This window comes from Roseomonas sp. BN140053, assembly GCF_047690175.1.
Lineage (GTDB): Bacteria > Pseudomonadota > Alphaproteobacteria > Acetobacterales > Acetobacteraceae > Roseomonas.
Genome location: NZ_JBLLEB010000031.1, coordinates 27705 through 53499 on the forward strand (window position 1 = coordinate 27705; position 25795 = coordinate 53499).

Genomic DNA, 25795 nt, shown 5'->3' on the forward strand with positions numbered 1-25795 from the left:
TATTGCGAGGGGATTCATCGGCAGCAAACCAACGCTGCACCGGTGCCTAAAGCGGGAACCAGACGAGAATCCTCTCGATCCCCCGCTCCGCCACACGAAGACAGGGCGCCGGTATTGGCGGCTGTCAGTTGTGGCCGCATGGGAGCAGCGAGAGAAGGACAGGGTCGCGCGGCAGGTCAGAGCGGAGGACTTGGTGCCGGACACTGACCCCGGACGCTGGGCGCCCGCAGCACGCGCGAAGGCAGCCTAGCCGATGTACGAGCATCGATCTGAACGTCAGCAGCAATCGGCTGTGTTGGACGCCAATGAAGACTCGCCAACAAGCACCGCACCTACCAGCAGTGGCTTGCAAGCCACCGGGCACAGCAGGAGTGAACACAACACCTTCCGCAAGTGGGCGGATAAAGGTTTCGGGGCTTCGCTCCTGCCGATTATCCCGCCGAACGCAGTTCTCGAAGCTGATGCCGGCAACCGCTCTCTTGCACTAAGAGGACGAGTGCCTGGTAAGCGGCAGGCAAATGGTTGCTGGCAGCTGTGGCAGGACTGGAACGGCTACGAAGCATCCACAGCTGATCTTGATGAGTGGGCAGCTTGGGGAGCCGGCGTCGGCATACAGGCGCGTCACTTTCCTGCCGTGTGGTGTGACACGGCGGGCCCAAGCATGGCGAACGAGCTCCTTGCATTGACGCGACGACGCCTCGGCAATGGTGCGCTGCGAACAGGTCCGGGACCCCGATGGCTGATGATGTATCGGCAGGGCGCCTTGGCGGAACCTTGGCAATCTCGCCGTATGCACTTCCGCCTCCCCAATGGGGCAAAGGGATCGGTGGAGATCCTGGGTGACGGCGCCTGTTACGTACTCGAGGGCATCATTCCCGACGAAAGCGGATGCGCATACCCGGAACTCCGGGCAATAGACCCAGTTGTTGGTAGACCTAACTGATGCCCCCGCAGGGCTCGAGCGCAGCGGCTGTGTCGCCCGTGTACGCAATAGCGACCAACAAGAGCAGCGATCGCGTGTTCGATCCTGCTCGTTCCTGGAAGCATTGGACTGATCTTGGCTTTGGCCCCTGGCTGGTACCGGTCATTCCGCCCGGTGTCGCTTTGTCCAGCAAGAGCACCGTGCAGCGGGAAGACACCCGGGCTGCGTGGCATCGGTGGTCGCTGGTATGGCTGGGGCGGCTGGCGCATCGGCCGGGCAGCGATGGATGATATCGCCAAGTGGCAGCTGATGGGTTGCAGCATCGGTCTGAACGGCACCCGCTACCCAGCCTGGGATGGCGATATCAGCAATCGGGACCGGGCACGCACTGTGCACGCGCTGATCGTGCGTATCTGCGGCGACACGCCAGTGCGCTTTGGCCGGCATCCCCGCTTCCTGCTGCCCTACTCCGCCGTGGAGGGGCAGCCCATCCGCTGGCGCAAGGTCGAGTGGGAACTGCCGGACGGCACCAAGGAGCATCTGGAGATCCGCGGCGACGGCCAGCAGTACGTGGTCGCCGGCGAGCACCCCGGCACCGGCAAGCTCTACGCCTGGCCCCAGGGAGTGACGCCGGCAGCCGAGTGGCGAGTGCTCACCCTCGAGCTGGTGCAACAGGTCTTCGCGGAGTTGGAGAAGCTGGTGCAGGGCTGGGGCGGGGTGGTCGTGGTAACCGCCGCCAGCACGGGCGAGGGGCGTGCTGTCGCCGACCAAGCAACGCTAATGGCTCCTTCTGCCGAGGCCCTACAGGAAGCCATGGCTGTGCTGCCCAACCAGTGCGCTTCCCGCGTGGAGTGGATTACTGGACTGGCGGCGATCCGTGCCGCTTCGCAGGGCCTGCTGGACGACGACGGCCAGGAGCTCGCTTGGGCGTGGTGCGAGCGATGGGAGGGCGGAAGCGACACGGAATCGGATTGGCAGAAAGCCTGGGCGTCGCTGCGGCCGCCCTACAGTGTCGGCTGGAGCTGGATCGAAGAGCGCGCCCGAGGAAACGGCTGGATCGGGTCAGCCAAGCTGGCGTTCGCCGGGGTGGATGCCCCGGTTCTGCAGGGTGGTTCTCCAGGGCAGTCAGACGCGACGTCGGGTGTGGTGGCAGAAGCAGTAAAGGCAATGAACGCCGAGCACATCTGTGTCTTGGTGGGTACGAACACACGCATCGCCCGCCATTACTGCGACGAGAATGGCCATGCGATCTGGCGGTTCGTGCCGCCGCGCGAGCTCCAAGCCTTCTATGACTCCCGGCTCATCCAGTTGCCCAGCGGCCGGCACCTGAACCGGGTTGCAGTTTGGATGAAGGCCGCAGAGCGCCGCACGGCTGACGGCATCACCTTCGCCCCAGGTGAGCCCGAGATGGTGGGTAATTCGCTGAACCTATGGCGCGGGTGGGGGGTGCAGCCGAGCGAGGCAGGCTCGTGCGAGCGCTTCCGGTCCCACCTCCTCGAAGTGGTGTGCGGAGGCGACCGGGGCGTGTTCCGCTACCTGTGGGGCTGGCTTGCCGACTTGGTGCAGAACGCCGCGCGTAAACCTGAGGTCGCGGTCGTCCTGCGTGGTGGGAAAGGTACGGGGAAGAGCATCGTCGGGGATTACTTGATGCCCATCCTCGGCCCTGCCCGCGTGGTCGTTAGCCAGAAAGAGCACTTTGTCGGGCGGTTCAATGCAAGCCTACGGGGCGCGCTGCTGGTCCAGGTAGAAGAGGCGTTCTGGGCCGGGGACAAGGCGGCCGAGGGCGCGCTGAAGCACCTCATAACCGCACCGGAAATCACGCTCGAACTCAAAGGCGTGGATCCAGTGCCTATCCGGAGCTGCGCGCGGTTCCTGTTCACCAGCAATGAGGAATGGGTGGTGCCGGCCACCTCGGACGAAAGGCGCTATCTCGTGCTGGACGTCTCATCGGCGCGGCGGGGGGACCGCCAGTATTTCAGCGATCTTCTAGCGGAGCGCGATGGCGGCGGGGCTGCCCATCTGCTCTGGGAACTGCAGCACGAGGACCTGTCCGCGTTCGACGTCCGCACCGTGCCCCGCACTGACGCCCTGGCCGACCAGATCTTGGAGAGTCTGCCTCCAGCGCCGAGGTGCTGGTTCGAATTCCTGATGCGGGGGTACATCACCGATCGGCAGCGCATCTACCAGCGGACAACTGGTGGCGCGAACACCGTCGTGGATCAAGGCACCGAGTGGGTGCCGGTTGTCAGGCGGGACCTCTTTGCCGAGGCGGTGGCCGAGTGCGCACGTCAGCATCGCTGGACTGGGCATTTGCCGACAGAGAACTCGCTCCTCCGGCAGCTGCGCCCATATTTGCCGAAGAGCTTCCGAAGCGAGGGACAACGTCTCATCATGCCACCACCGAGGGGATCGGACATGGCGGCCGATAACTCGCGGAAGTGGACTTACCTTATCCCGGCGCTCACAGAGTGCCGCGCCGCCTTCGAATTACAAATTGGCCGGAAAATCAGCTGGCACGACGACGAGGCTGGGTAAGCACGCGTATTGGCCTAGATGGTGTCCAGGGTTCAGCCGCCGTGTCCAGGTTCCCAAGCGTGCCTGGACAGCGTAAGATTTTGAAAATGCTGGCGTGTCCTGGCTGTCCTGGCTGTCTAGCGGTTCTGAACTGCACACACAGTTTTGGCTCTGTGGGGGAGAGCACGGGGCGTGGGTCGCCTCTGAGCGGCTATGATGTTTGAATTCCCTAATCTGATAGACTGTCTGGACAGTGTGGACTAAGCCTTGAAATTATTAGGATATTCGGTGTCCAGGTTCCGGTGCTGACGTGGACATAGCTGGACCGTAGGGTAGTCGGTGGGGCCGGTGCGGGTTCCCCCGTGCATGAAAAGCAGCGCTGCGCGCTTCGCCGTTCATGCAAGTCGTTGATCTGCTGGATTTCGGGCGTTCTTCGAGCAGGGGCCCCACGCTTCGCTCTCTGGTGCCGATCCGGCAAGAGGGAGTGGTGTGTTCCACCATTTCGGTGCGCGTCGCATCGCCCCCCCATCGTAGTCATGCCGTTGTGCCGCTGCGGCTAAGCCGCCTCGGCTTTTCCCTGTGTGCTGCTTCAGGATCTCTCGCAGGCGTAGCAGGAGCTACCCCGTGCGGATTACATTCGCAGCAGCCGCCACCGGAGCGCTTCGCCATGCCCCCTGACGAAACCAACATCGTGCCGTTTCGGGGCACCACAGCGGAGCGGCAAAAAGCAGCCGCACGGGTGCTGGCCAACTGCAGCAGCGTGGCCGATGCCGCCCGCCAGCTCGACGTTTCGGAAGCGACACTTCGCCGCTGGATGGTTCAGGAGGACTTCGCCAACCTGATCCTCCGGGCCCGTGAGCACTTCCTTCGGACGGAAGGCGCGACGCTGGGCGTGCGGGTTATGATGGAACTCGCCGAGGGCCGCCCCTACACGGACGAGAAGGGCGATACGCAGTTCCGCATCGCGGCCCCTGTGCGGTTTCAGGCCGCCAAGGAGCTTCTGGCCTTCGGTGGCCACTCTCAGGCTGGTGCGGCTGCCGAGGTTGCCGGGGCGCGGCGACAGGAGAACCTGCACGAGATGTCTGCCGACCAGCTGGAGCGCCAGATAGCCGCCGCCCAGGCAGCTCTGGAGGAGGCGCGGCGCCAGGTCGCGGTGCTGGAAGGGGTGGCGGAGGAAGCCACCCCGGAAAAGCAGACTCAGCCCTCTGCCGTAGAACTCTGGTAGCGGTTACCTCTTGCGTCCGGGCCAGCTCCGGAAGGCCGTCCTCGAAGCGTCGACTTCGGAGGTGCGATCGATTGGCTTAGGCTCGTAGCGCCTAACCTCCCGGACAGCCGCCATGCTCCTGCGCCGCCTCATCCTGCTCGCCTTCCTGCTCTGCCCGGCGCTGCCGGCCGATGCGCAGCCTGCTACGGCTGAATCCGACGCGCCGGCTGCTGCGAGGGTTCTGATCGAGGTTACCGGCACGGCAGCCGTCATGGAGCAGATGTTGGAGGGCATGCGGACGCCCATAGTGCAGCTCCTCCGCCAGCAGTCGCCCCAGCTACCCGCCGCCACCGTGGAGAGGGCAGTGGACGAACTCTTGATGCCCGAGTTCCGCGTCCGTCTGCCTGAGTTCCTGGATGCTGCTACGGCCATCTATGTGGCCAACTTCACTGTCGAGGAACTGCGCGAACTGGCCGCCTTCTACACCACGCCACTGGGTGCCAAGACGATACGGATTATGCCGCAAATGGTGGAGCAGAGCATGGCAGCTGGCCAAGCGTGGGGCCAACGCGTGGCGCGGGAAGTGCTGCGGAAGAATGCCGCGTCGCTGCGCGAGCGCGGCATCAACCTGTAATAGGGGTCAGCCGCCTGCCGCGGTGCGCTCGCTGGTGGCTCCTTGCGTCTTCAGGCCGGCGTATCAGGGCCCGTGACAGTGCCGAGCACCCGGTAAACACTGGCGCGACCTATGCCGAGCTGCCGGGCGATCTCAGCCGGCCGCGCGCCCTCGGCCTTCAGCCTGGCCACCTCGGCTGCCTGGCGCTGCGCCGTGGGCGCGCGGCCCTGATACTTGCCGTCCGCCTTCGCCTTCGCGATTCCCTCGCGTTGGCGCTCCAGCATCAGCGCCCGCTCAAACTCGGCCACCGCGCCCAGCATCGTCAGCATTAGGCGTCCCGTAGGGGTGCGGGTGTCCACTTCGGCGCCGCCCATGCTGAGGACCCGCAGGGCCACGCCCTTGGCCTCGAGCTGCGCCACGATGGACAGCAGATCCGCGACGCTGCGTGCGAGCCGATCCGGCTTCGCTACGGCCAGGGTGTCTCCCTGCCGCACGAAGGCGAGGGCCGCTTCCAGCTCCGCCCGCTTCGCCACCGAAGAGACCTGCTCCGCGAAAATCCGCTCGCAGCCGGCGGCGGCCAGGTCGCGCCGCTGCGCGTCCAGTCCGGCTTCCTGCTCCATGGTGGAGGTGCGCGCGTATCCCACCAGCATGGCGGGGCTCCTGTCTCAGTGAGGTCTAGGACGTGGTGGAGGCGGGTCGTCTCATTGAGCCGAACCATCCATGTGGGACGGTTCGGCTGCAGGGTGAGACGACCCGCTAGGGCGAGCCCTAGTGAGACGCCGTGACCGGCGCAGCAGCGCGGCCGGGGAACGGGATGATCTGCGCCGGGCCGCGATCTGGGGCGCTGCTGGCGGGACGAAGGGTCCACAGACCGTCGCGCTTCTGCACGTCGTATCCCATGGCGCGCAGCTTGCGCCGGGCTGTCGCGCCAGCGAAGCCGGATGAAGAAGTCAGGGCGAGAGGGAACAGCGTTTCGAGAACAGCAGCTTTTTTCTGCTGGGCAGGCGAAAGGATTGAAGTCCGGGCCATGGCCGGTTGCTCCTAGCTGACAGCATGGCCGGGAGCGTCTGGCTTATCAGGGCGCACACGCTTCCGGGGGCTGATAACTCGCAGCTAGTCGAGCACATGCGCCTTTGGGCTACCGCTTGCGCGGCACCTTCGGACATACGCGCATGTCCCCCGGAAGATCGGTGCGAAGTCGGATGCGCCGTGTCGGGGCGTCACGCTAGCTGCGGAGTTTATCAGGCTCCGTCGCAAAGGTGGGATAGACGCCAGCGGCACGTCAACAACAAAAATGACTGTAGCTCAAAGTATATTGTCGGTCAACAACAAGCACCAGAGCAGTCTTCTGCATGATGTTGAGCAGCACTTGGCAGACATTTACTTCCGAGCCGCATTCGTCACATCACAGTGATCCGGCAGCGTGCCCGACCCACCCCTCCGGGAGGGGGCGAACGCGCATGTATTTCTTACTGACCCGCGCGCCTACTAATTTCCTCCAATTTCGCGACCTTTCCACCAATCCGGTGGAACCTCCACACCGTCAGCCCAGCGCTTCGATCGCCGCCCTGGTCGCGTCGGGCACGTGGTGCCCGTAGACGCGCTGAACCATGGCCACCGAATTCCCGAGCGCCTCGGAGACATTCCAAATTGGCACGCCCCGTCGCAGCATGTGGGTGGCAGCGGTATGGCGGAGCACGTGAGCAGTGACGTCCGACGCTAACCCTGCGCGTCGTACGGCACTTTCAAAGGCGGTGCGGATGGAGCCTGGCTCATCCAGCACCCACGGGCTCAGCCCGCCACTGCCGTCCGGCAATCGCTCCGCCGCGGCAGCCTCCAGCACCTCGCGCAGGCGAGGGTGGATGTGGACGGTAGGACGGCGTTTCTTCGTTCGCTTGCTGTCCGGCTTGCGCAGATGGATGAGGCCCGCATGGAGGTCCACCTGCGACCATTCCAGGGTTTCGAGCGACCTCTTCCGAGCAGCGGTATAGTAGGCCAGGTACACGAACCGCTCGATCCGGCTGCGGCGGCTCGTGCTTGTTCGTCGCGCCGCAGCCAATAAGCGCTCAGTTTCCGGCTCCCTCAACCACGTTTCCCGTGGCTCACCAGCGTCGGGTAGTGGGATAGCGGGTACATCGGCCCGCGACAGACGCCCTTCGCGCACTGCGTGGTTGAGTGCTGCGACCAGAACTCCCAGCTCCCGGCGGATGGTGGGATCGCGAGCGAGCCGCCCCCTGGTCCCGGTGAGTTTGCCGGTCCTGCGGCGATGCACAAAGGATCTGACATCTCCAGGGTTGATACTGGCGACACTCATGTGACCGAAGTGCTGCTCCAGCATCCGCCGCGCGAATTCAGCTGTCTGCTTTGCGTCCACCTTCGGGTGCACGTGTTCGGTGAAGTAGTCGTCCAGCGCCTGTCGCACCGACAGTCCCGATCTGGCAGCCTCGCGTTCAAGGCCCTGCTGCCAGATGCTCAGGAGACGTGCTGCTTCCTCGGTGTCACTTGTCTCAGTGCTTATGCGCCGAAATTTGCGACCCTCCTTCCAAGCGATGTGGAAGATGCCGCCGGCAGCGCGCTCCAGGTGTGCCGTGATCGGCTTCGGTCGCTTCGCCGCGACGCTCTCCGCGTTTGAGAATACGGACGGCACAGCTTGAACACGTGGCGGCAGACGCGTGCGGCCTTCGCCTATCCACACCACCTCGGAGCGTCCCGGCAGGAGTGCTGGCAGTGCCGGCGGAGGAAGCCGCCTTTCAGCCGGCAGCAGCCAGTGCCCACGCATGGGCAGGGGAATCGCGAGCTCGCGGCAGAGCCTCGCCAGGTAGCTGTCGGAGCAGCCGAAGTGCTCCGCGGCCTGCCGTATCGGCTTGCTCCAGACTCGCTCGTGAATTTCCTTGCGGGTGGTCTTCACGTGCCGCCTCCAGCTTTGGGCGGTCTGCATTCAATGCACCTTGGTCGTGTCTGCCAACAGTACTGATGGCGACCGACACTAGGCGCCAAGGCAACGCACTTCTTGGCCCTGTGCGAGGTGTGGGTTGTGAAGGAGGTCGGCGCGCAGTTGGTCGAGGGCGTAGAGGCCGCGATCGAGGCAAACCAGGAGATCCAGCCGGAGCGGAAAGCTGGGTTGGTTCACGCCCGGACGGCGGCGCTAGGGATGCGTCCTATTCCGGCAGGCGCTCCGTGGTGGGGCAAGGGCGGAACGGGACCGGAGTGCACTTCGCCGGGCGGCATGGGGCGGTCGGCGTACCGCATCGGGCGACCCGGGTCAGACGCCCCACTTCTTAACGATGGTTCGGCCATGCGCAGTGGCCAACATCAGAGATTTGGGCGTGGCGTTGGGCTTGGCCTCGAACTCTACGGCGACCACGTTCATTCCGATCTCGCGGCTCACTTCATCGCTCACCGCCAGGGATGCAATGGTGGCTCCCATGGGACCGGGCTGGCCCGGCTGCATGGAAGAGTAATACTTCTTGGCGGAAGGGTCGTATTCCGACACGCAGAACCCGAAACGGACCGGATAGGACACGTCCTGCATCGGGCCTAGCCGGGCTGCATTGGCCGTGGACATCATGCATTGCACGAAGATGGAATCGGTCACGCCCGTGTCCCAGAGGAGCATCGTCATCACGCCGACGACCGGGACTTTGCCGCCCGTCGGCCTTATATCGACCGAGGAAGGGTGCCGGCCCGCCTCTTCCATCCAAGCAGCCCGGATGTCCGGCGCCAGCGAGATACCGCCCGGAGCCTGGAAGGTGGTTATGTAGCCCACCGGGTCGTGTCGCGCGTTGTTGCCGGCGAAGGCCACATGGGCATTGAGAGATCGGGAAAACTGCGGCATCGCAGCGGGATCCTTTCGGTGCGTCGCCAGGGTGTGGCGCCCGCCCGGGCCTGCGGTGCGGGTGGTGGGGTGACGGGGATGCCGGAGGTCCCGACGCATCCCTTGGGGGGGAACCTCTCGCCGTACATTGACTTGGCAGCAAGAGCTTGGCCGTGGGCGGTTCGCGGCGGTCGCTGGGGGGGGGCAGCGCCACGTCGCCTGGCCGAACCGGGCCGGGCCCGGACAGGCGACGTCTTGCCGGGCGGTGGCCTCTCGGACCCGCCGCGGGCAGGGAGGCACAAGGGCCTGGGTTCCACAACGCCGCCGCGTGGAGCTTCCTGGAATTTCCTGGACATTCCTCACTTTCCCGTTCGGCTCGGCACCACCGCCGGGCCGCGGCAAGCGCTGCCCCGAAAGGCGCGCAGGGATGGCTTTGGGGGCGATCGTCGCCGTGCAAAATGCCTTCACCGCGGCACACGGGCGGCTCTGATACCAAGTCCCGCTGGTCAAGACCTGTGCGATGCCGCGGTTCCGCCGAGGGCCGGGGCGGGTCCGCATCGGGCCGGCCCTATCCTCGATAAGTTGAGGCCAACGGGACACGGTATAAGTGCTGGCCCCGCAGGAGGAGCCCGCGGACGTCCGGCGCGGCCGCGAGGCACTGGCGAGGCCGCTGGCCGAGTTCCGCGCCTACTACTTCTTGCTGCAGGGCCCGGTCGGCACCTGCTTGTTCCGGCGGGTGCCAGTGGCGCCGATCCTGGACGCCCGGCTGGAGCTGACTGTCGGCGGCGCTGTCGAACGGCTGCGCTGCCAGGCGTGCGGCAGTCCGCCTGAGATCGTGGGAATGGGCTGGAGCGGGCCGGGCGAAGCCAGCGACTGGCTGCTCCTGCACTGCGGCGTGAAGCAGTGGCGCAAGCAGGTGGACCCACCGCGGCGGCCGCTGCCGTCGGCGGAGGTTCAGGGGCCGCTACCATGATGGCGGCCGGAGCGCCGGCGCGCCGCCCGTAGCCGGCGGTGTCTCGCCACCTCGACGGCAGCCCGCCGCCGGTCGCGCCGCTCTGGTACATGGGCTGGGCCTACTTCAGGATACGCTGTGGAGCGCCCCCCATTTCGACCGGACAGGCGGCGTAACCTGAGGACCTAGGCTGAAGCCTAGGCATACGCCTATGTCCAATGCCGCTGAGCGCGTGGAAATCATCACCGGCCGCGAGCGCCGCAGGCGCTACAGTGCCGCCGAGAAGGTCCGGCTGGTCGAGGAGACCGCTCAGCCAGGCATGACGGTCTCGGCCGTTGCCCGGCTCCACGGCGTCTCGCCCAGCCTGCTGTTCGGGTGGAGGCGTCGTATGGCCGAGGGTGGCCTGGAGGCGGTCCAGGCGGACGACGACGTGGTCGCCGCCAGCCGCGTCCGCGAACTCGAGGCCAAGGTCCGGGACCTCGAGCGCTTGCTCGGTCGCAAGACCATGGAGGCTGAGATCCTGCGGGAGGCGTTGGACGCCACCCGGGGGAAAAAGCCCGGCTTGCGGCTGCCGTCGCCGCCTCCGGCCGGTTCGCGGTGAAGGCCGTGGCCGATACCCTGGGCGTCGCCCGATCCAATCTGGTCGAGCAGCTGAAGGGTCCGGGACGCCGCCGCGGCCCCTACCAGCGCGGGGGCGACGACGCACTCCTGGCCGAGATCCGCGCCATCACCGATGCGCGGCCCACCTACGGCTACCGGCGCGTTGCTGCCTTGCTAAACCGGGCCCGGCGAGTTGCCGGTGAACCACCGGTCAACCGTAAGCGCGTCCTGCGCCTCATGCGGCGCGCCTCGCTCACGCTGCAGCCCAACACCGCGAGACGCGTCATCCGGACGCATGAGGGCAAGGTTGTCGCACCAGCGTCGAACCAGCGCTGGGCCTCCGACGGCCTCGTCATCGCCTGCTGGAACGGCGAGGCCGTCCACGTCGCGTTCGCCATCGACACCCACGACCGCGAGGTCATGGCCTGGGTCGCCACGGCCGGTGGGGGCATCAGCGGTGAGATGATCCGCGACATGATGCTCGCCTGCGTCGAGGGCCGGTTCGGCGACGTCCGCGCACCCCATCCCGTCCAGTGGCTGGCCGACAACGGCTCGCCCTACACGGCCAAGGACACGGTCGACTTCGCAACCGCCCTGAACCTCGTTGCCTGCTTTACCCCGGTCCGCAGCCCGGAAAGCAACGGGGTCTGCGAGGCGTTCGTGAAGACCCTCAAGCGCGACTACGCCCGGGTGAACCCCCGCCCGGATGCCCTCACCGTACTGCAGCAGCTCCCCGCCTGGTTCGAGGACTACAACGCCGCCCATCCCCACTCCGGCTTGCGCATGCTCTCACCCCGTGAGTTCATCGCCAGCCAGTTGTCGACCCCAGTCACCTGTCCGGTTTGATGGGGAGCACTCCACGCTGCGCCTGCGGGCATAGTCACAGCGAGCAGGTGGATGCGCTTAGGCGCCGCCACCGGCTGTCCGACTCGCTCCGGTGCTACGAGGTGATCGCGCGCCTGCGGTGCTCGAACTGCGTGCGGCTCTCAGTCTGGATGAGCGCGTGCCCACGCCATGGCTTTGGCCCGACTGGGTGAGCGTGCAGCTGCTCCCATCGCATCAGAATGACCCGCCAATGTCGCTTGGAACGCTTATCACCAGGAAGTCTTCTTTGTCTCCTCTAACGTTTAGCGCCTCATGAACGCTGTCCTAAGGCAAACCTAAACCGTAGTTGCCTGTAAATGCGGAGCTACATGGGCGAGAAACTGCCGCACAGAGGCAGCGTACTCTGCGCTATCGGCGGTTTCGGTCTCAAATAATTCATCGATGGCCGCTTGTTTTTCTAGGGGGTCTGTCGCTATTTCAATTACGTGTAGTATGCTCCAGATTGCATTCAGCCGCTTCACACGTCTTTGCATCAGTTCTGTTCGGTTAAGATCAAGCCTATGAAGAGTTCGCTTTGCTATGCCTTTATTGGGCTTGGCGAACATTATTGCTCCAGCAAATCTAAAAAGATCGTTGGGCTCGTCAATGTATGGGTCAACAATATCGATCTCTTTCCCTTTTTTCGTATTACAAACATCACATGCTAGCGTCAAATTACTCCAACGGAATGTATCTTCAAGTTTCACAGACTTCGGGGAGATATGGTCAATGTCGCCATAGGTAATGTGAGTGAGGCAGCTTTCACAGTAAGCGCACTTATCGTGCGTTTCCAATCGTAATGCCGCCTTAATCTCGGGATTGTTGTATCGGCTTGTCTCAGTACTGGTTGGCGCTTTGGAGGCAGCGACCCTGTCTTGCAACACCTTAAGCCATTGCGGACCGTTGTCCCGTAAGACTTGAGGTTCTGGTTGTTTGGTTAATTTGATCACTTATGTCGGACCAAATTTGCTAAAGCTTCAGGGTAATAATCGGAAAAACCAGCCTCGGCCAGCTTCGCGCGCAGCTGCTTCAGCGTCTCCGTAGTGACCTCGACACCCTCAAAATCAGCGATTATGTTGTTGAGCTGTCTGGACGCCCATTCTGGGATCGAGACACGGACACCAAGAACCTCTTCTAGGATTTCACTGGCGCTGCCAGCCTTTTTGACTTGATCTAATTCTACTGACCTAACTCGGCGAGTTTTGTGATCTGGAAAGCCGTTCGGGCCCAGCTTTCCTGTGTACCTTAGTGCATAGACGCGGGAGTTCTCGACGGCAGACACTATGAAAGGGCTATGCGTTGCAACTACAAACTGGACTTGCGGAAATGCGTCCACTAGGTTTGCTAGAATTGACCTCTGCATTGATGGGTGTAAATGATTTTCAGGCTCATCCAAGGTTGCACTAAAAGAGGGTTGAATGCGTGAATAAAGGAAAAGCTGCCAAGTAATCTCGATAACAGCAGTGATGCCCCCGGAGCCTGCATCTACGATAAATTCTCCCGAGCGCGTTTTAAGAATAATGTCCGGCGCTCTCACAGACAGTCTTTGAAATCCAATTTCTTTCGGAAGGACTTTACGAAGAACTTTACCGAAATCAGTGAACGCAGCGGCTAACTCGTCAATACGTTCAAAGTGGCTATTCCCCTCGCCGAACGCGGCCATGGCGATCAGCGTTTCTTTCATTCGGTACATTGGGGAGAACTGTGACTGGCCTCCGTTCGAGCGCGTCACATACTCGCTCATATAATTCTGGTAAGCGGCTGCAAGACTAATTATTTGGAAGGAAAGGCCCGCAACAGGCTGGTAGCTTGCAAGCGCTCGGTGTGAGCTTATAGGAACGCCCAGTACCTGCTGTTGGTTGGTTATCTGTAGACCGTATGAATGCGACTGGTTTTCATGAAAGCCTATGGTACCCACAGCGCCATTATCGTAGCGAAAATCACCAATCGGTATGAAATTCCCTGGGCGGCCTCTTGAGGTGGCCGCCTTGTAAGCATCAAAGCCGTCTGAAAGTGAGGGATCTATTTGGTCCTCCTCTTCCTCCTCCTCTTCCTCCTGCTCGATTTCATCATCGAAGAACGTCGTGTATGAACCAGCAGTCTCGCTTTTCGCAAGGAGGCCAGGGTCGAATAAAAAGCCGCCCCCCTTTCGGCGTTTTGGGGTTGCCAAAAAGGGTCGGGCAGGGGCGAAGTGCTGCGCGCATATATTTAAGATCGTACTTTTGCCTGCTCCATTTGATCCAGTAATAATAGTAAGGCGAGGATGAAAGTCGATGGAAACCGCATCGAATTGCCTCCAGCCATTTATGGTAATCGAGGCAAAAGACGTCATTTCGGTCTCCAGTACTGCAGGGCTTGCTGCAATAGGCTCCATACCTCACGTGAGAGTTCCAGGGGAGGACAAGATCCGAGTTGCCCGAAAAACTGTGCGCTGGAACCGCATCAAGGCAAACTACGAAAGGATCACGCTGCGCTCACAGGCGCAATACTCCGTTCGTCATTGGCCTCACCACGCCGTCCGCCTCCAGACCGTGCCGCTCCTGGAATTGCTGCACGGCCACCTCGGTCACCTTCCCGAACACCCCGCCGGCCGTGAGCACATAGCCCTGGCCCACCAGTGCGCGCTGCAGCTGCCGCACTGCGTCGCCGCGATCGCCGATGCTCAGCATGGCCGGGATCGGTCTCTAAGACCCCGTTTGAGAATGGCTACGGGTCTGGGTGGGCAACGCGCCGGAGCAGGAGCGCTCCCATGCTGAGGTGGATCATAGCGTCCGACACGTCCAAGCGCTTCTCGTAATCGCGCACGAGCCTGCGCCAGCGTGTTATCCACCCGAACGTGCGTTCCACCACCCACCGACGCGGCAGCACCTGAAAGCCTTTCTGGTCCGGCAGCTTGCGCACGACTTCCAGCGTGAAATCCTTGTAGGCGGCCAGGCTAGCCAGCCTGCCCCGGTCATAAGCGCCGTCGGCGAACAAGTGCTTCAGCCACGGCCAACGCTTGCGAACAGCCCGGACAATCTCTTCCGCGCCAGTGGCGTCCTGCACGTCGGCGGTGGTCAGGTTAACCATCAGCAGGCGTCCGTCCGTGTCCACCGCCACGTGGCGCTTGCGGCCCTTGGTCCGCTTGGCTGCGTCGTAGCCGCCGCCTCCGGGCGCGTGCGGCGCCTTGACGGTCTGGCTGTCCACCACGCCCGCCGTGGGGCTGGCCTCACGGCCTGCTCGCTCACGGTCCAGCATCAGCATCACGTCGTGGACCGTCTGGAACAGCAGGCGACGCACCAGGCGGCGGAACCACCAGTACACTGTTTGCCACGGCCCAAAATGCACCGGCAGCATGCGCCAGCCTCCGCCGGAGCGCGCCATGTAGCGGATCGCGTTCAGCACCTCGCGCAGGTCGACCTCGGGCTTTCTGCCGCATCCGAGCGGTTTCGGCAGCAAAGGCCTGACTTGCTCCCACTCGGCGTCCGTCAGGTCGGTCGGGTAACGGCGGCCACGCTCAAACGCCAGTTGCCGCTTACGATGCTCCTTGGTCCACATCCCATCCATGTGGCTATTCACGTCAACCCGACCCAGCCCAGAACTGCATTCTCAAACGGGGTCTAAGCCACTGCAGCCTGCCTCGGACGAGAAGCTCGCCTAGAGCTTGGCCTACACGCTGCGTGTCGCCGGGTATGGCCCCATCCGCCTCCCCCCCTCCGCGCCGGTGTGGGTAGTTCGCGATAACCTTGGCCGCCGAGTGCTGGCTTAGCGGTGTGCAAGCAGGCAAGCTCAGCTGACTGCTTCACCCAGCAACCGCGTTGCATCTTCTGCAGACATGCCATCGCTGAACAGGAGGCCTTGGCCCTCCTCGCAGCCGGTACCGAGCAGAGCAGCTCGCTGCTCCGCGTCGCCGATGCCATCGGCGGTGACGGTCAGCCCGAGGCCCTGGCCCAGTCCCACCAGCGCGCTGACAATCCGGGCGTTCTCGCCTTCCGAGCGCATGCCTTCGACGAAGCCGCGATCGATCTTGATCTTGTCGAGCTTGAAGTTGCGCAGGTGATAGAGGCTGGAATAGCCCGTCCCGAAGTTTCCCAAGGCGATGCGGACGCCGATGGCGCGCAGTGCCCCTAGCAGCAGTTGCGCCTGCTGCATGTCCCCCACCAAGGTGCTCTCGGCGATCTCCAGTTCCAGGCGCGACGGCGCCACCTGCAACTCCTCCAACATGGCCGCCACCCGCTGCACCAGCCCGCGGTCGTTCAGCTGTGACGGCAGCAGCTGCAGGCTCAGCGTCACCTCCGCCGGCCAATGCTGGGCCGCCTCGCAGGCCAGGCGCATCACCCGGTCGGACAAAGCAGCGATCAGGCCGCTCTCCTCGGCGATCGGGAGGAACCGCTCGGGCGGCACTTCGCCCAGTTCAGGATGCCGCCAGCGCGGCATCGCCTCGAAGCCGGTGATGCGCCCGCTGCGCAGGTCCACCGTGGGGCGGAAGCCCGGGCGTACCTGATCTTCCGCGATCGCTGTGCGCAGTGCCTCCTCCAGCGCCTCTCGTTCCCTGACGTGGCGGTCCATCTCCGTTTCGAAGAAACGCAGGGCCGAGCGCCCTTCCGCCTTCGCCCGGTACAGGGCCACGTCGGCCTTGCGCAGCGCTTCCGCGGCCGTGTCCGCATCGCCCGGCAGCAGCGCGATGCCGATCCCGGTCCCGAGCCGGTGCAGCGCCTCACCTGCCCGGACCGGCTCCGCCAGACTCTGGATCACCCGCAAGGCCACGTTGGTGGCGGCTTCGGCACCGAGCAGGTGCTGCGCCAGGATCGCGAACTCGTCGCCGCCAAACCTCGAAACCAGGTCGCCGTCCCGCACCGCCCCCTGCAGTTGGCGCGCCACCACGGTCAGGGCCTCATCGCCCACGCCGTGACCGTGCACGTCGTTGATTCGCTTGAAGCCGTTGAGGTCGAGTAGGAACACGGCATGCGACTTGCCGGCGGCGGGTGGCGCGGCGATGGCTGCGGCCAGTGCCTCGTCGAAGCGGCGGCGGTTGGGCAAGCCGGTAAGCACATCCTCGTAGGCCAGCGTCCGCGCCTCCTGCTCGGCGGCTATCCGCCGGCTGGTTTCACGCTTCTGCTCGAGGTAGCGCCGGATGGCGAACACCAGCATGCTCACGGTCAGCAGCGCGCCCAGGGTCAACGCCTCGTCGAGCTCGAGTACCCGATCTGCCGTCGAGGTGCTGCCCTCGGTGACGTAGATGTCGAGCTCAAAGGCGAGGAAGGCAGCCACCAGTAGGACCGCCGCCACCATGCCGAGATCCTGGATGCTAACTCGGTGCCGCATCACCCACGCCTTCCATGTTTCCTGACGGTCAGGAGCCTGCATTCCTGGGCTCGCGACCTCGCCGAGTTGCGCTGGCGCTTTGACGGAGTGTCCTGCCACTCACCGGGCCTCTCTCACGACTTCCTAACTAGCGCATAATTCAACCCAAGGTTGTCTGAACGCCGTGTGTAGAGGCTGGTCGTGCTCAGACCGGCTTGTCGGCAGGCAAGCCAACTAGGCCCGCCCGCTCCTAACCCATCGCTGGAACCCGTACGGCTTCCACCTTGATCGGCATACATTCCTCTAGATGGGGGACGCTAAGTGTCCCCACAGCACGCTACGGATCGTGCAAGATCATTACGCTATGCCGTCATGTTCTTATGTTGTTCGAATCCGGACTTTGCACCTAGGCTCCGGACATGGTCTCCGATTCGCACCCTCCCCTTCACTCCCCGGCTGAGCCGCTGGAACCTGCCTCGGACGAGGAGTTCGCCCAGAGCCTGGCCTACGCGCTGCGCTTCGACGACCGCGGCCGTCCCCGGGCCGGTGGCTGGGAGTTCGCGGCAGGGATCGCCGCCGAGCGCCTCGTCGACCACATCCGCCGCTCCAACTTCGTGGTCATGAAGCGCAAACCGACCCCGCCGCACGGCGCTGGCTGAGGTGCCCACCCCAGGCTTCGCCGAGCTGGGGGCGCGCTCCAACTTCTCCCTGCTCGACGGCGCCTCCCACCCCGCCGAGCTCGCCTCCACTGCCTCAGAGCTCGGCCTCGCGGGCCTGGGCATCTGCGACCGCAACAGCCTCGCCGGCGTGGTGCGCGGCCACGTGGCGGCCAAGGCACTCGGTCTGCCTTTCGCGGTGGGCGCCCGCCTGCAGCTGGAGGATGGCTCGGAGTACCTGGCCTGGCCCACCGATCGGGCCAGCTATGGCCGGCTGTGCCGGCTTTTGTCCGAGGCCCGCATGGGCGCGCCCAAGGGCGAGGCCAGCATTGCCCGCGAGGCGCTGCTCACGGCCGCCTCGGGCTGGGTGCTGGCCCTGGTCGCCCCCGAGCTGCCCACCGCCGGCTTCGGCGCACGGCTGCGGGCCGACGCGGAGGCGCTGCGACCCCGCCTGGCGCTGCCGCTGCTGTGCACCGCCACTCCCTGGCTGCACGGCTACGACCAGGCCAGCCTCGACCAGCTGGCCCAGCTTGCCTCGGCAGCCGGTGCGGGTCTGCTGGCCACCAACGCCGTGCGCTACCACCACCCGGCCCGCCGCCGCCTGGCCGACGTGCTCACCGCCATCCGCCTCGGCCGCACGGTGGACAGCATCGGCATGGCGGCCGAGCCCAATGGCGAGCGCTGCCTCAAGGGCCCCGAGGAGATGGCCCGCCTCTTCAGCCGCTATCCCGCGGCACTCGCGAACACGCTCCGGGTGCTGCGGGCGGCGTCGGGCTTCTCGCTGGACCAGCTGCGCTACGAGTACCCCGACGAGGTGCTCGAGCCCGGCCGCACGCCGCAGCAGACCCTGGCTGCCCGGGTCGAGGCTGCCGCCGCCGAGCGCTGGCCCAAGGGCGTGCCGGCCGGCATCCAGACCACGCTCGCCCACGAACTGGCGCTGATCGAGCAGCTGGGCTTCGCGCCCTACTTCCTCACCGTGGCCGACATCGTGGCCTTCGCCCGCAGGCGCGGCATCCTGTGCCAGGGCCGGGGCTCGGCCGCCAACTCCGCCGTGTGCTTCGTGCTCGGCGTTACGGCGGTGGACCCGAGCAAGCACGACCTGCTGTTCGAGCGCTTCGTTTCCGCCTCCCGCGGCGAGCCGCCCGACATCGACCTCGACTTCGAGCACGAGCGCCGCGAGGAGGTGATCCAGTACGTCTACGGCCGCTACGGCCGCGACCGCGCCGCCATCGTCGCCACCGTGATCCGCTTCCGCGCCCGCTCGGCCATCCGCGCGGTGGGCAAGGCCATGGGGCTGAGCGAGGACCTCACCGCCGCCCTGGCCAAGGCAAGCTGGGGGCCGGGACGGGAGCAGTGCCTCCCCGAGCTCGCCGCGGCCCAGGGCCTGGATGTGGCGGACCGCCGGCTGGCGATGTGCCTGGAACTCGCCGAGGAGATCCAGGACTTTCCCCGCCATCTGGCCACCCATGTCGGTGGCTTCGTGATCACCCGCGGGCCGCTGGTCGAGCTGGCCGTGCTGGGCAACGCCGCCATGCCCGGGCGCACCGTGCTGGAGTGGGACAAGGAGGACGTCGACGCGCTCGGCATCCTCAAGGTCGACCTGCTCGCGCTGGGGATGCTGAGCTGCCTGCGGCGCAGCTTCGCGCTGCTGGCCCGCCACAGCGGGCTGCGGCTCGACCTGGCCGGCCTGCCGCGCGACTGCGGCGAGACCTACGGCATGCTCCGGAGAGGAGACAGCCTGGGCGTGTTCCAGGTGGAGAGCCGGGCGCAGATGAACATGCTGCCGCGGCTGCGCCCGCGTGAGTTCTACGACCTGGTGGTGCAGGTCGCCATCGTCCGCCCCGGGCCCATCCAGGGCGACATGGTGCACCCCTACCTGCGCCGCCGCTGGGGGCAGGAGCAGGCCGAGTACGCCTCGCCCGCAGCCGAGCACGGCGACCCCGACGAGCTGCGCCACGTGCTGGGCAAGACCCTGGGCGTGCCGCTGTTCCAGGAGCAGGCCATGCGCATCGCCATCGTCGCCGCGCAGTTCACCCCGGCCGAGGCGGACGACCTCCGTCGCGCCATGGCGACCTTCAAGTACACGCAAGGGGTGGGGATCTACCGCGACCGGCTGGTGGAGGGCATGGCCCGGCGCGGCTACCCGCGCGACTTCGCCGAGCGCTGCTTCGCCCAGATCGAGGGCTTCGGCTCCTACGGCTTTCCCGAGAGTCACGCCGCCTCCTTCGCCCACCTGGTCTACGCCTCGTCCTGGGTGAAGTGCCACCACCCGGCGGTGTTCGCAGCCGCCTTGCTCAACAGCCAGCCGATGGGCTTCTACGCCCCGGCGCAGATCGTGCGCGACGCGCGGGAGCACGCCGTCGAGGTCCGGCCGCTGGAGATCAACAGCTCGGAGTGGGACAGCACGCTGGAAGCGGAGCCGGCCAGTGCCGGCGGGCTGGCGCTGCGGCTGGGGCTGCGGCTGGCGCACGGCCTGGGCCAGGAGGACGGGCAGGCGGTGGCGCGGGCCCGGCGGGCGGGCAACGGCTCGCCCTACGCCAGCGTGGACGAGGTGGTGCGCCGGGCCGGGGTGGGTAGGCGGGCGATCGAGGCACTGGCGGCAGCGGACGCCTTTGCCCGGCTGGCGATCAGCCGCAGGGAGGCGGTGTGGGACGCCTCCGGGCTGGCTGCCCCGGTGCACGACCTGCCGCTCTTCGCGGTGGGCGGACGGGCCGCCGCGGCCGGGGGTGACGCACCGTACCTGCAGGAGGCAGCGCCCGACCTGCCGGCGCATGGCGAGGGCGAGGCGGTGGTGGAGGACTACCGCGCGCTCGGGCTGACGCTGCGCGGCCACCCGCTGGCGCTGCTGCGGCCGGAACTGGACGCGCTGGGCTATGCCGACACCACCCGGCTGCGGGAGGCCCGCTCGGGCGCGCTGCTGCAGGTGCCGGGGCTGGTGCTGATGCGGCAGCGGCCGGGGACGGCCAAGGGCATCGTGTTCATCACCTGCGAGGACGAGCACGGGCAGGCGAACCTGGTGGTCTACCCCGACATCGGCGAGCGTGACCGGGCGGCGCTGATCGGGGCACGGCTGCTGCTGGCCGAGGGCCGGGTGGAGCGGGAGGACCGCCACGCCGAGGTGCCCATTGTGCATCTGATCGCGCGGCGGCTGCGGGACTGCTCCCACCTGCTGGACGGGCTGGGGCGGGTGGTGGCACCCGGGCCGGCGCTGGATCGCGCCCTGGGCCATGCCGACGAGGTCAGGCGACCCGAGCCGGGCTCACGCCAGCCGGCCCGCGTGCAGCTGCCGCCCAGCCGTGACTTCCGCTGACACTCCGGACGGGGCGAGGCCTGCAGCACGCGGCCGCCGGCCAGCGCTGATATGGCGGAGGAGCCTGGGCTGCCTACTCCAAGGTGACCGACAGCCTTAACGCTCAGAGGTCTTGAAAAGGGCAGATCTTTGCCACTTTCCAATGGCCTTAAGCTGCTCCTGAAGGTCGAACTGTACCTCTGCTAGGAGCGCCATGAACCACCAAGCTACCCCGATCTCACATGAGGCGGAACTGACCGCCCAGGCCGGCCGGCTCGGCGGCCTCAGTTACCAGTATCGTGGCGCCACGGTTGAGGCGACCGCCGAGCCCGGCGCGAGGATGCTCAATTGGTGTCTAAGGCTGCAAGGGCACCCGTCTGATGGGCAACTCTTCGCCTCACGGGAAGAGTGCATGCAGTTGGTGGACTATTGGCTGAACCAGGACTAGCCGCCCGTAGCGAACCACCGCTGCCCCTCGCCCCGGTGCTCGAAGCAGTACCACCCGCCCGTGGATACCCTTGCTGAAGTCGCCACCGAAACCCCAGCCAGCGTCCTCGCCTCAGACGACGCAGAAGTGGGCGAAGGGCTGCCCGGGCTCGTCGATGATCGGGGAGCCCTGGCCGGCCTCCGGGGAGGTGCCGAGCCGTTCCGGTTCCAGATTGGCCACGATGTCGCGCACCTGCGCTGCGGAGGCGTTCCGGCCCCGCTCGCGCGGCTGCACGCCCTCGGCATGCGGATAGGCCGGGTTCGGGGTGAAGTCGTTGGTGTGGCTCGGGATCAGGTCGCGCAGCTCCACCACCTGCGGCTCCACGTCCACGGCACGGCCGGCCGGGGTGAACACGCGCGTCGTACCCCCGCCAGTTGTATTCCCAGTTATATTTCGAGCGGCATTTTCCCCCGCCGCCTCCACCGCCGGGTCGCGCAACGCCCGGCGGAAGAAGTCGCGCACCGGCATGGCCGCGTCCGGTACGATCTGCCCGGCGGCCACCACTTCCGTCGCCTGGTCCAGCACGTCGAGGTGCGCCTGCGCGCCGTCCGGCCCCGCCGGGTTGCCGCTGAGGTCGCGCTGCTGCCGCTCCAGGGTCAGAACACGTCCGACTGCCGGCATCGGAAGGGACGGCTCACGTGGAGGATCCCGCTCACGGGGCAGATGCCGTGGGCCGTTGCGGAGCCACAGGAACAGCATGCCACCCCCAAGTTCGAGCCGGTCATCACCCAGGCAGCGAAGTCACTCAGTTGCGCTGAAGAGTGACTGTGCAGGGCCGGCGGGATTGGCTGTCGCGCGAATTCCAGTCCTGCCACCCCTCCAGGGTCGCGGCCGTTCCTGTCAGCCGCCCCTGGTACTGTGACGTGTAGGAGAAGCCGCGTCCGGAGGCACCGCCTTCCAGCCGCACCATCCCGTCAGCCGACACTGTGCCCCGTCCCTGTTCGACATTGCCCGAGGTTTGTCCCGAGGCCGTCAGCACATCGCGCTCGTAGCGGGCGGTGGTGCCGGACACGGTAAGGCGAAACGGAGTGTTCAGGACGCCTTGCGTCGTGCCAGGGACCGGCTCGCAACGTAGCCGTCCGCTCCAGGCCGCCTCCTGCGCAAGCGCCGGTGCAGCAGTTACGAGGCAGATGGTAGCGAGGAAGGCTGCCACGCGAGCATTTCCAAGGGTGAGAACCATCCTGCAGGTGTCCATCCGATACGGAGTAGGAACAACGCTAGGGTGGCCACAGGCGGGTGACAATGCTCTCCATACCCCCAAGCCCGCCGCTACGGATTTAAGGGGATCGGCCAGGTGCCAGACCGGCCGGCGCAACGGGGGCTCCTGCTGGGGCTCCCGTCGAACCCTGGCCGCACAGATCACTCCAGCGTAGCTAGAAGCGCCCAGCGCTCGTGGTCGCGCCACTCGCCGCCTACGCGTAGGTAGCCGGGCGAGAAGCCCTCCTGCCGGAAACCCAGCCGCCGCAGCAGTGCCAGCGAGCGCAGGTTACCGGGCTGCACATTGGCTTCCAGCCGGTGCAGCCCGAGCTCAGCGAAGGCGTGCCGCGCCGCGGCACCTACGGCCTCCGTCATCAGGCCACGGCCTGCGGCGGCGGCGCTGCCGTAGTAGCCGAGGTAGGCGCTGCGGAAGCTCCCCCACACGATCTCGCTGAGGTTGACCATCCCGGCCACCGCGCCGTCGGCGGCGTCCCGCGCTACGAAGCTGCGGTGCGGGCCGGTAAGGTGGCGGCCGAACCAGTCGGCGAACCCCGCCGCGTCGGTGAAGGGCTGCACCCAGGGGGTGTGGTGGCCGCAGCTGTCCCGGTTGGCCTGGATCAGCTCCGGTCCATCGGTCCAGCGCACGGGATGCAGGGTAATTCGCGACATAGTAGGCGCGCAGCCTACCGGCCTAGCTAGCCGGATTGAAGCGTCGGCGTGGGCGGGAACGGTTCAACTGGCGAACCCTGCCCAACCCTACACGCCACCGCCCTGTCTTTAGACGGGTCGCAGGGTCGAGCGATTGTCAACGTGCTTCCGCGCAGACACCCTCTCCCCATGACGCCCCGCGACACCGCCCGGCAGCTCCGGGCCGACCCCACCCCCGAGACGATCTGCACTGCGGCCGGTGACCTTCCCCTGGTGCTGTTCCGTGCCCTTCGCTCCCTGCTGGTGTCGCTATTGATGGCTGCGCCTCTGCTGGCATGTGCGGAAGCTATGCGGCCGCCTGCAACACTGACGCTGGGCGAGCCCTCCATTCGGGTGACGTTCATCGTCTACTTTGACTGGGATCGTGCCGACCTCAGCGACCGCGCCCGGCTGATCCTCACCGAGGCGGCGGTCCATGCTCGACGCACCGGCTCAACCCGCATCGAGGTGGAAGGCCATGCCGACCGCTCCGGCACGCCGCAGTACAACCAACGCCTGTCCCAGCGACGGGCCGAAGCTGTGGTCGCCGAGCTGATGCGCCAGGGCATTCCCCGCGATGATCTGGTGATCCGAGCCTTCGGCGAGAGTAGTCCATTACTCGCCACTCCCGACGGCGTGCCGGAGCCGCAAAACCGCCGGGTGCAGATCGTTCACCGATAGTCGGAGGTTGCCATGGACACGCTGGCGGACTGGCTCGACGGGGTGGACTACGCCGCGAACCTGCCCAGCCCGAACCGGACGGGCGTGTTCCTGCGCGCCTGGCTGGCGGAAGAACCCCGGGCGCTGCGGGACTACGAAGCGCACAAGGGCGCGCGTGGGAGGGCGCTGGCGTGAGCCCGCCACCTTTTACGGCCGATGCTTACCTGTATGTGCTGCGCGACCTGGCCGCCCAGGTGCAGGAAGCCGGCGAGCTGCCCGAGAAGATGTCTGGCAGGCTGGAAGCCCTGGCGATGGAACTGGCGGCGCTGGCGGGGATGAAGCCTGCCACTGCCGGCATTCCTCGCGCTGTGGTGGCCGAGCTGCGGCGGTATATCGAGGAACAGGACACCATCGCGGCCCGGACGCCAGCACTGGCCCAGCAACCCGGCTGGGATGCCCGCATGATGTTCCTGCGGGACGCGGTGGAGGCGATCGAGGCGCGGTGCGGGTTCCGCTAGACCTGAGCGACCGTCTTGTTGGTCAAGCGGTTTGCCATGGTGTGTTGGTCCGGACGATGGCGTTGAGGATGCCCAGGAGACGCCGGATGCAGGCGACAAGGGCGACCTTCTTGGGTCGGCCGCGGGCGGTAAGGGCCTGGTAGTGGGCGGGTAGGACGGCGTTGTGCCGGACGGCGACCAGGGTGGCCATGAAGAGGGTGTTGCGAAGGGAGGTGCGACCGCCGGCGATAGCGCGGTGCCCACGGAACTGTCCGCTGTCGCGGTTCACAGGGGCGACACCGACCAGGGCGGCGAGCTTGCGCCGGTCGAGTTGGCCCAGTTCGGGCAACTCGGCGATGAGGGTGCGGGCGGTGACGTCGCCGATGCCAGGGACGGAGGTCAGCAGGTTCTCGGTTTCGCGCCACAGCGGCGAGGCGCGCACGGTGCCCTCGATGTCACCGTCGAGGCTGGCGAGCTGAGCTCGCAGCACGGCCGGCGTCGCGTCGATGGCGGCCCGGACCTTGGGATTGCGGGCGCAGCGTCGGCGATTGCCTTCCATGACGGTCATCTCGACAACCTGACGCCTGCGGGCGACCAGTTCGGTGAGGGCCTGCGCCAAGGCGTCGGGAAGTGGGCGGGGCTCGGGTCGGATGCGCTCGGCGAAGAGGGCGAGGAGGGCGGCGTCGATGCGATCGGTCTTGGCCAGTCGCCCCGTAGCGCGGGCGAAGTCGCGGACCTGCCGCGGGTTTACCACCGCGACGGCCATCCCGGCGGTGGCGAGGTCGGCCGCCAGCCGGACCTCGTAGCCGCCGGTGGCCTCAAGAACGATGAGCGCGGGCGACAGGCCGGCCAGGACGGCGGTGACCTGTGCGAGGCCGGCCTCATCGTTGGCGAGGGCTATGGCCTTACCAGATGGTCGGAGGTGAAGGTCGAGCCGGTTCTTGGGGACATCAATGCCGACGAAGACCGGCGAAGCAGTGGCGTTCTCCATGGCCCGTCCTTGCGAATGCGGGCTCGCCGCGGAGCGGCGGCCCAAGCGACCGTTCGGGTTCTCGGAAAAGACAGCGGCCGGGGCGCCATGCTCAGGTACGGGCTCTGCCACCCAAGGGCCTAGCGGGCTCCCGGCCGCTGCCAGCCTCGCTGAGCCATCAGCCGCAGGCAAGGAAGAGATACAAGGGCCGGAACAACTCGCATCAGTGCTTGCCGCCGGGTTTCCCCGCATCTGTGATGGATGGCAGCACGCTTATTGCGGCGTCGTGACCTCGGCGTTGGTTGGCAGGAACTAGAGTGCCTTAGCTGCTCACCAGTCAGGCGCCCACGCATGATGCCCCGGTTCTTCTTCGACATCCATGACAGCAAGAGCTTCCATTGGGACACCGAAGGCCAGGATATGCTTATACCGGCGCGCTTATGAAGTGACTTTTCCAATCCAAGGATAGCTGGTGAGGGAGCGGAGGCGATCTGGCGTCAGGGCATTCCAGGCTTGGCAGCAGGCGTCGACGATGGCGGCGTTGCTGTGGAGCAAGCGATGGGAGAGAAAGCGCTCGCGCAGGTAA

General features: G+C 66.0%; 23 protein-coding genes. 10 read left to right on the forward strand and 13 right to left on the reverse strand.

Going from position 1 to position 25795, the window contains the following annotated elements; all coding sequences use genetic code 11:
• Positions 1-1204 precede the first annotated feature (1204 nt).
• The 3 genes from ACLIBK_RS20215 to ACLIBK_RS20225 all read left to right on the forward strand — a co-directional run bounded on the left by ACLIBK_RS20215 (position 1205) and on the right by ACLIBK_RS20225 (position 5274).
• The gene (locus ACLIBK_RS20215; protein WP_415389106.1) at positions 1205-3457 is read left to right on the forward strand and encodes a DUF5906 domain-containing protein; all 2253 of its coding nucleotides are present in this window, start codon (positions 1205-1207) and stop codon (positions 3455-3457) included.
• A gap of 646 nt (positions 3458-4103) precedes the next feature.
• The gene (locus ACLIBK_RS20220) at positions 4104-4661 is read left to right on the forward strand and encodes a transposase (protein WP_415389107.1); all 558 of its coding nucleotides are present in this window, start codon (positions 4104-4106) and stop codon (positions 4659-4661) included.
• Between the two features lie 112 nt (positions 4662-4773).
• A complete protein-coding gene (locus ACLIBK_RS20225; RefSeq protein ID WP_415389108.1) occupies positions 4774-5274 on the forward strand; it encodes a DUF2059 domain-containing protein in 501 nt (166 codons plus the stop codon).
• Between the two features lie 50 nt (positions 5275-5324).
• Here ACLIBK_RS20225 and ACLIBK_RS20230 read toward each other — a convergent pair whose 3' ends face one another.
• The 4 genes from ACLIBK_RS20230 to ACLIBK_RS20245 all read right to left on the reverse strand — a co-directional run bounded on the left by ACLIBK_RS20230 (position 5325) and on the right by ACLIBK_RS20245 (position 9088).
• Entirely contained in the window at positions 5325-5903 is a 579-nt protein-coding gene (locus ACLIBK_RS20230; protein ID WP_415389109.1) for a recombinase family protein, read from the reverse strand.
• A 118-nt stretch (positions 5904-6021) separates the two neighbouring features.
• Positions 6022-6282, reverse strand: a complete 261-nt coding sequence (locus tag ACLIBK_RS20235; protein WP_415389110.1) for a hypothetical protein — start codon at positions 6280-6282, stop codon at positions 6022-6024.
• 514 nt (positions 6283-6796) lie between these two features.
• Complete coding sequence (locus tag ACLIBK_RS20240; protein ID WP_415389111.1) at positions 6797-8161, reverse strand: tyrosine-type recombinase/integrase; 1365 nt, start codon at positions 8159-8161, stop codon at positions 6797-6799.
• Between the two features lie 354 nt (positions 8162-8515).
• Complete coding sequence (locus ACLIBK_RS20245) at positions 8516-9088, reverse strand: hypothetical protein (RefSeq protein ID WP_415389112.1); 573 nt, start codon at positions 9086-9088, stop codon at positions 8516-8518.
• A 586-nt stretch (positions 9089-9674) separates the two neighbouring features.
• Here ACLIBK_RS20245 and ACLIBK_RS20250 point away from each other — a divergent pair.
• Together ACLIBK_RS20250 and ACLIBK_RS20255 are read left to right on the forward strand one after the other, a co-directional pair.
• Positions 9675-10040 (forward strand): hypothetical protein, encoded by a 366-nt coding sequence (locus tag ACLIBK_RS20250; RefSeq protein ID WP_415389113.1) that lies wholly within the window; start codon positions 9675-9677, stop codon positions 10038-10040.
• Positions 10041-10230: 190 nt separating this feature from the next.
• A protein-coding gene (locus ACLIBK_RS20255) for an IS3 family transposase (RefSeq protein ID WP_415389114.1) occupies positions 10231-11465 on the forward strand; the annotation gives its coding sequence in 2 pieces (ribosomal slippage) (positions 10231-10579 and positions 10579-11465; 1236 coding nt in all).
• 314 nt (positions 11466-11779) lie between these two features.
• Here the strand turns inward: ACLIBK_RS20255 and ACLIBK_RS20260 are convergent.
• The 5 genes from ACLIBK_RS20260 to ACLIBK_RS20280 form a co-directional block, all read right to left on the reverse strand.
• On the reverse strand, positions 11780-12433 hold the full coding sequence (locus tag ACLIBK_RS20260) for an HNH endonuclease (protein WP_415389115.1): 654 nt from the start codon (positions 12431-12433) through the stop codon (positions 11780-11782).
• A complete protein-coding gene (locus ACLIBK_RS20265; RefSeq protein WP_415389116.1) occupies positions 12430-13815 on the reverse strand; it encodes an AAA family ATPase in 1386 nt (461 codons plus the stop codon). The genes ACLIBK_RS20260 and ACLIBK_RS20265 overlap by 4 nt, the downstream gene beginning before the upstream one ends.
• Positions 13816-13957: 142 nt before the next feature.
• Positions 13958-14152, reverse strand: a complete 195-nt coding sequence (locus ACLIBK_RS20270; protein ID WP_415389117.1) for a peptidoglycan-binding domain-containing protein — start codon at positions 14150-14152, stop codon at positions 13958-13960.
• Between the two features lie 37 nt (positions 14153-14189).
• The gene (locus ACLIBK_RS20275; protein WP_415389118.1) at positions 14190-15020 is read right to left on the reverse strand and encodes an IS5 family transposase; all 831 of its coding nucleotides are present in this window, start codon (positions 15018-15020) and stop codon (positions 14190-14192) included.
• A gap of 231 nt (positions 15021-15251) precedes the next feature.
• Positions 15252-16754, reverse strand: coding sequence for a putative bifunctional diguanylate cyclase/phosphodiesterase (locus ACLIBK_RS20280; protein ID WP_415389119.1), 1503 nt, complete (start codon positions 16752-16754; stop codon positions 15252-15254).
• Positions 16755-17185: 431 nt separating this feature from the next.
• On the opposite strand from ACLIBK_RS20280, the gene ACLIBK_RS20285 reads away from it, so the two are divergent.
• On the forward strand, positions 17186-17425 hold the full coding sequence (locus ACLIBK_RS20285) for a hypothetical protein (RefSeq protein WP_415389120.1): 240 nt from the start codon (positions 17186-17188) through the stop codon (positions 17423-17425).
• A 1-nt stretch (position 17426) separates the two neighbouring features.
• Positions 17427-20732, forward strand: a complete 3306-nt coding sequence (locus tag ACLIBK_RS20290) for an error-prone DNA polymerase (protein WP_415389121.1) — start codon at positions 17427-17429, stop codon at positions 20730-20732.
• A gap of 538 nt (positions 20733-21270) precedes the next feature.
• On the opposite strand, the gene ACLIBK_RS20295 is transcribed toward ACLIBK_RS20290, so the two are convergent.
• The 3 genes from ACLIBK_RS20295 to ACLIBK_RS20305 all read right to left on the reverse strand — a co-directional run bounded on the left by ACLIBK_RS20295 (position 21271) and on the right by ACLIBK_RS20305 (position 23064).
• Complete coding sequence (locus ACLIBK_RS20295; protein ID WP_415389122.1) at positions 21271-21819, reverse strand: hypothetical protein; 549 nt, start codon at positions 21817-21819, stop codon at positions 21271-21273.
• Positions 21820-21943: 124 nt separating this feature from the next.
• Complete coding sequence (locus ACLIBK_RS20300) at positions 21944-22351, reverse strand: hypothetical protein (RefSeq protein ID WP_415389123.1); 408 nt, start codon at positions 22349-22351, stop codon at positions 21944-21946.
• Between the two features lie 206 nt (positions 22352-22557).
• The gene (locus ACLIBK_RS20305) at positions 22558-23064 is read right to left on the reverse strand and encodes a GNAT family N-acetyltransferase (RefSeq protein ID WP_415389124.1); all 507 of its coding nucleotides are present in this window, start codon (positions 23062-23064) and stop codon (positions 22558-22560) included.
• A 168-nt stretch (positions 23065-23232) separates the two neighbouring features.
• Here ACLIBK_RS20305 and ACLIBK_RS20310 point away from each other — a divergent pair, with 168 nt between their 5' ends.
• From ACLIBK_RS20310 to ACLIBK_RS20320, 3 genes are read left to right on the forward strand one after another with little or no spacing between them, the layout of a single operon-like run.
• Positions 23233-23763: an OmpA family protein gene (locus ACLIBK_RS20310; protein WP_415389125.1), complete on the forward strand. Its 531-nt coding sequence runs from the start codon at positions 23233-23235 to the stop codon at positions 23761-23763.
• Positions 23764-23775: 12 nt separating this feature from the next.
• On the forward strand, positions 23776-23937 hold the full coding sequence (locus ACLIBK_RS20315) for a hypothetical protein (RefSeq protein WP_415389126.1): 162 nt from the start codon (positions 23776-23778) through the stop codon (positions 23935-23937).
• Positions 23934-24260 carry a hypothetical protein gene (locus ACLIBK_RS20320; protein ID WP_415389127.1) on the forward strand — a complete coding sequence of 109 codons (327 nt, stop codon included), beginning with the start codon at positions 23934-23936 and terminating at the stop codon, positions 24258-24260. The genes ACLIBK_RS20315 and ACLIBK_RS20320 overlap by 4 nt, the downstream gene beginning before the upstream one ends.
• A 22-nt stretch (positions 24261-24282) precedes the next feature.
• Here the strand turns inward: ACLIBK_RS20320 and ACLIBK_RS20325 are convergent, their stop codons facing one another.
• The gene (locus tag ACLIBK_RS20325) at positions 24283-25230 is read right to left on the reverse strand and encodes an IS110 family transposase (RefSeq protein ID WP_415389128.1); all 948 of its coding nucleotides are present in this window, start codon (positions 25228-25230) and stop codon (positions 24283-24285) included.
• Positions 25231-25795: the final 565 nt, after the last annotated feature.

Excerpts from the sequence above, each read along its gene's own strand:
- ACLIBK_RS20215 (WP_415389106.1), top strand. The coding sequence starts at position 1,205 with ATGGATGATATCGCCAAGTGGCAGCTGATGGGTTGCAGCATCGGTCTG.
- ACLIBK_RS20220 (WP_415389107.1), top strand. The coding sequence starts at position 4,104 with ATGCCCCCTGACGAAACCAACATCGTGCCGTTTCGGGGCACCACAGCG.
- ACLIBK_RS20225 (WP_415389108.1), top strand. The coding sequence starts at position 4,774 with ATGCTCCTGCGCCGCCTCATCCTGCTCGCCTTCCTGCTCTGCCCGGCG.
- ACLIBK_RS20230 (WP_415389109.1), bottom strand. The coding sequence starts at position 5,903 with ATGCTGGTGGGATACGCGCGCACCTCCACCATGGAGCAGGAAGCCGGA.
- ACLIBK_RS20235 (WP_415389110.1), bottom strand. The coding sequence starts at position 6,282 with ATGGCCCGGACTTCAATCCTTTCGCCTGCCCAGCAGAAAAAAGCTGCT.
- ACLIBK_RS20245 (WP_415389112.1), bottom strand. The coding sequence starts at position 9,088 with ATGCCGCAGTTTTCCCGATCTCTCAATGCCCATGTGGCCTTCGCCGGC.
- ACLIBK_RS20265 (WP_415389116.1), bottom strand. The coding sequence starts at position 13,815 with ATGACGTCTTTTGCCTCGATTACCATAAATGGCTGGAGGCAATTCGAT.
- ACLIBK_RS20270 (WP_415389117.1), bottom strand. The coding sequence starts at position 14,152 with ATGCTGAGCATCGGCGATCGCGGCGACGCAGTGCGGCAGCTGCAGCGC.
- ACLIBK_RS20275 (WP_415389118.1), bottom strand. The coding sequence starts at position 15,020 with ATGTGGACCAAGGAGCATCGTAAGCGGCAACTGGCGTTTGAGCGTGGC.
- ACLIBK_RS20280 (WP_415389119.1), bottom strand. The coding sequence starts at position 16,754 with ATGGTGGCGGCGGTCCTACTGGTGGCTGCCTTCCTCGCCTTTGAGCTC.
- ACLIBK_RS20285 (WP_415389120.1), top strand. The coding sequence starts at position 17,186 with ATGGTCTCCGATTCGCACCCTCCCCTTCACTCCCCGGCTGAGCCGCTG.
- ACLIBK_RS20295 (WP_415389122.1), bottom strand. The coding sequence starts at position 21,819 with ATGCCGGCAGTCGGACGTGTTCTGACCCTGGAGCGGCAGCAGCGCGAC.
- ACLIBK_RS20305 (WP_415389124.1), bottom strand. The coding sequence starts at position 23,064 with ATGTCGCGAATTACCCTGCATCCCGTGCGCTGGACCGATGGACCGGAG.
- ACLIBK_RS20310 (WP_415389125.1), top strand. The coding sequence starts at position 23,233 with ATGACGCCCCGCGACACCGCCCGGCAGCTCCGGGCCGACCCCACCCCC.
- ACLIBK_RS20315 (WP_415389126.1), top strand. The coding sequence starts at position 23,776 with ATGGACACGCTGGCGGACTGGCTCGACGGGGTGGACTACGCCGCGAAC.
- ACLIBK_RS20325 (WP_415389128.1), bottom strand. The coding sequence starts at position 25,230 with ATGGAGAACGCCACTGCTTCGCCGGTCTTCGTCGGCATTGATGTCCCC.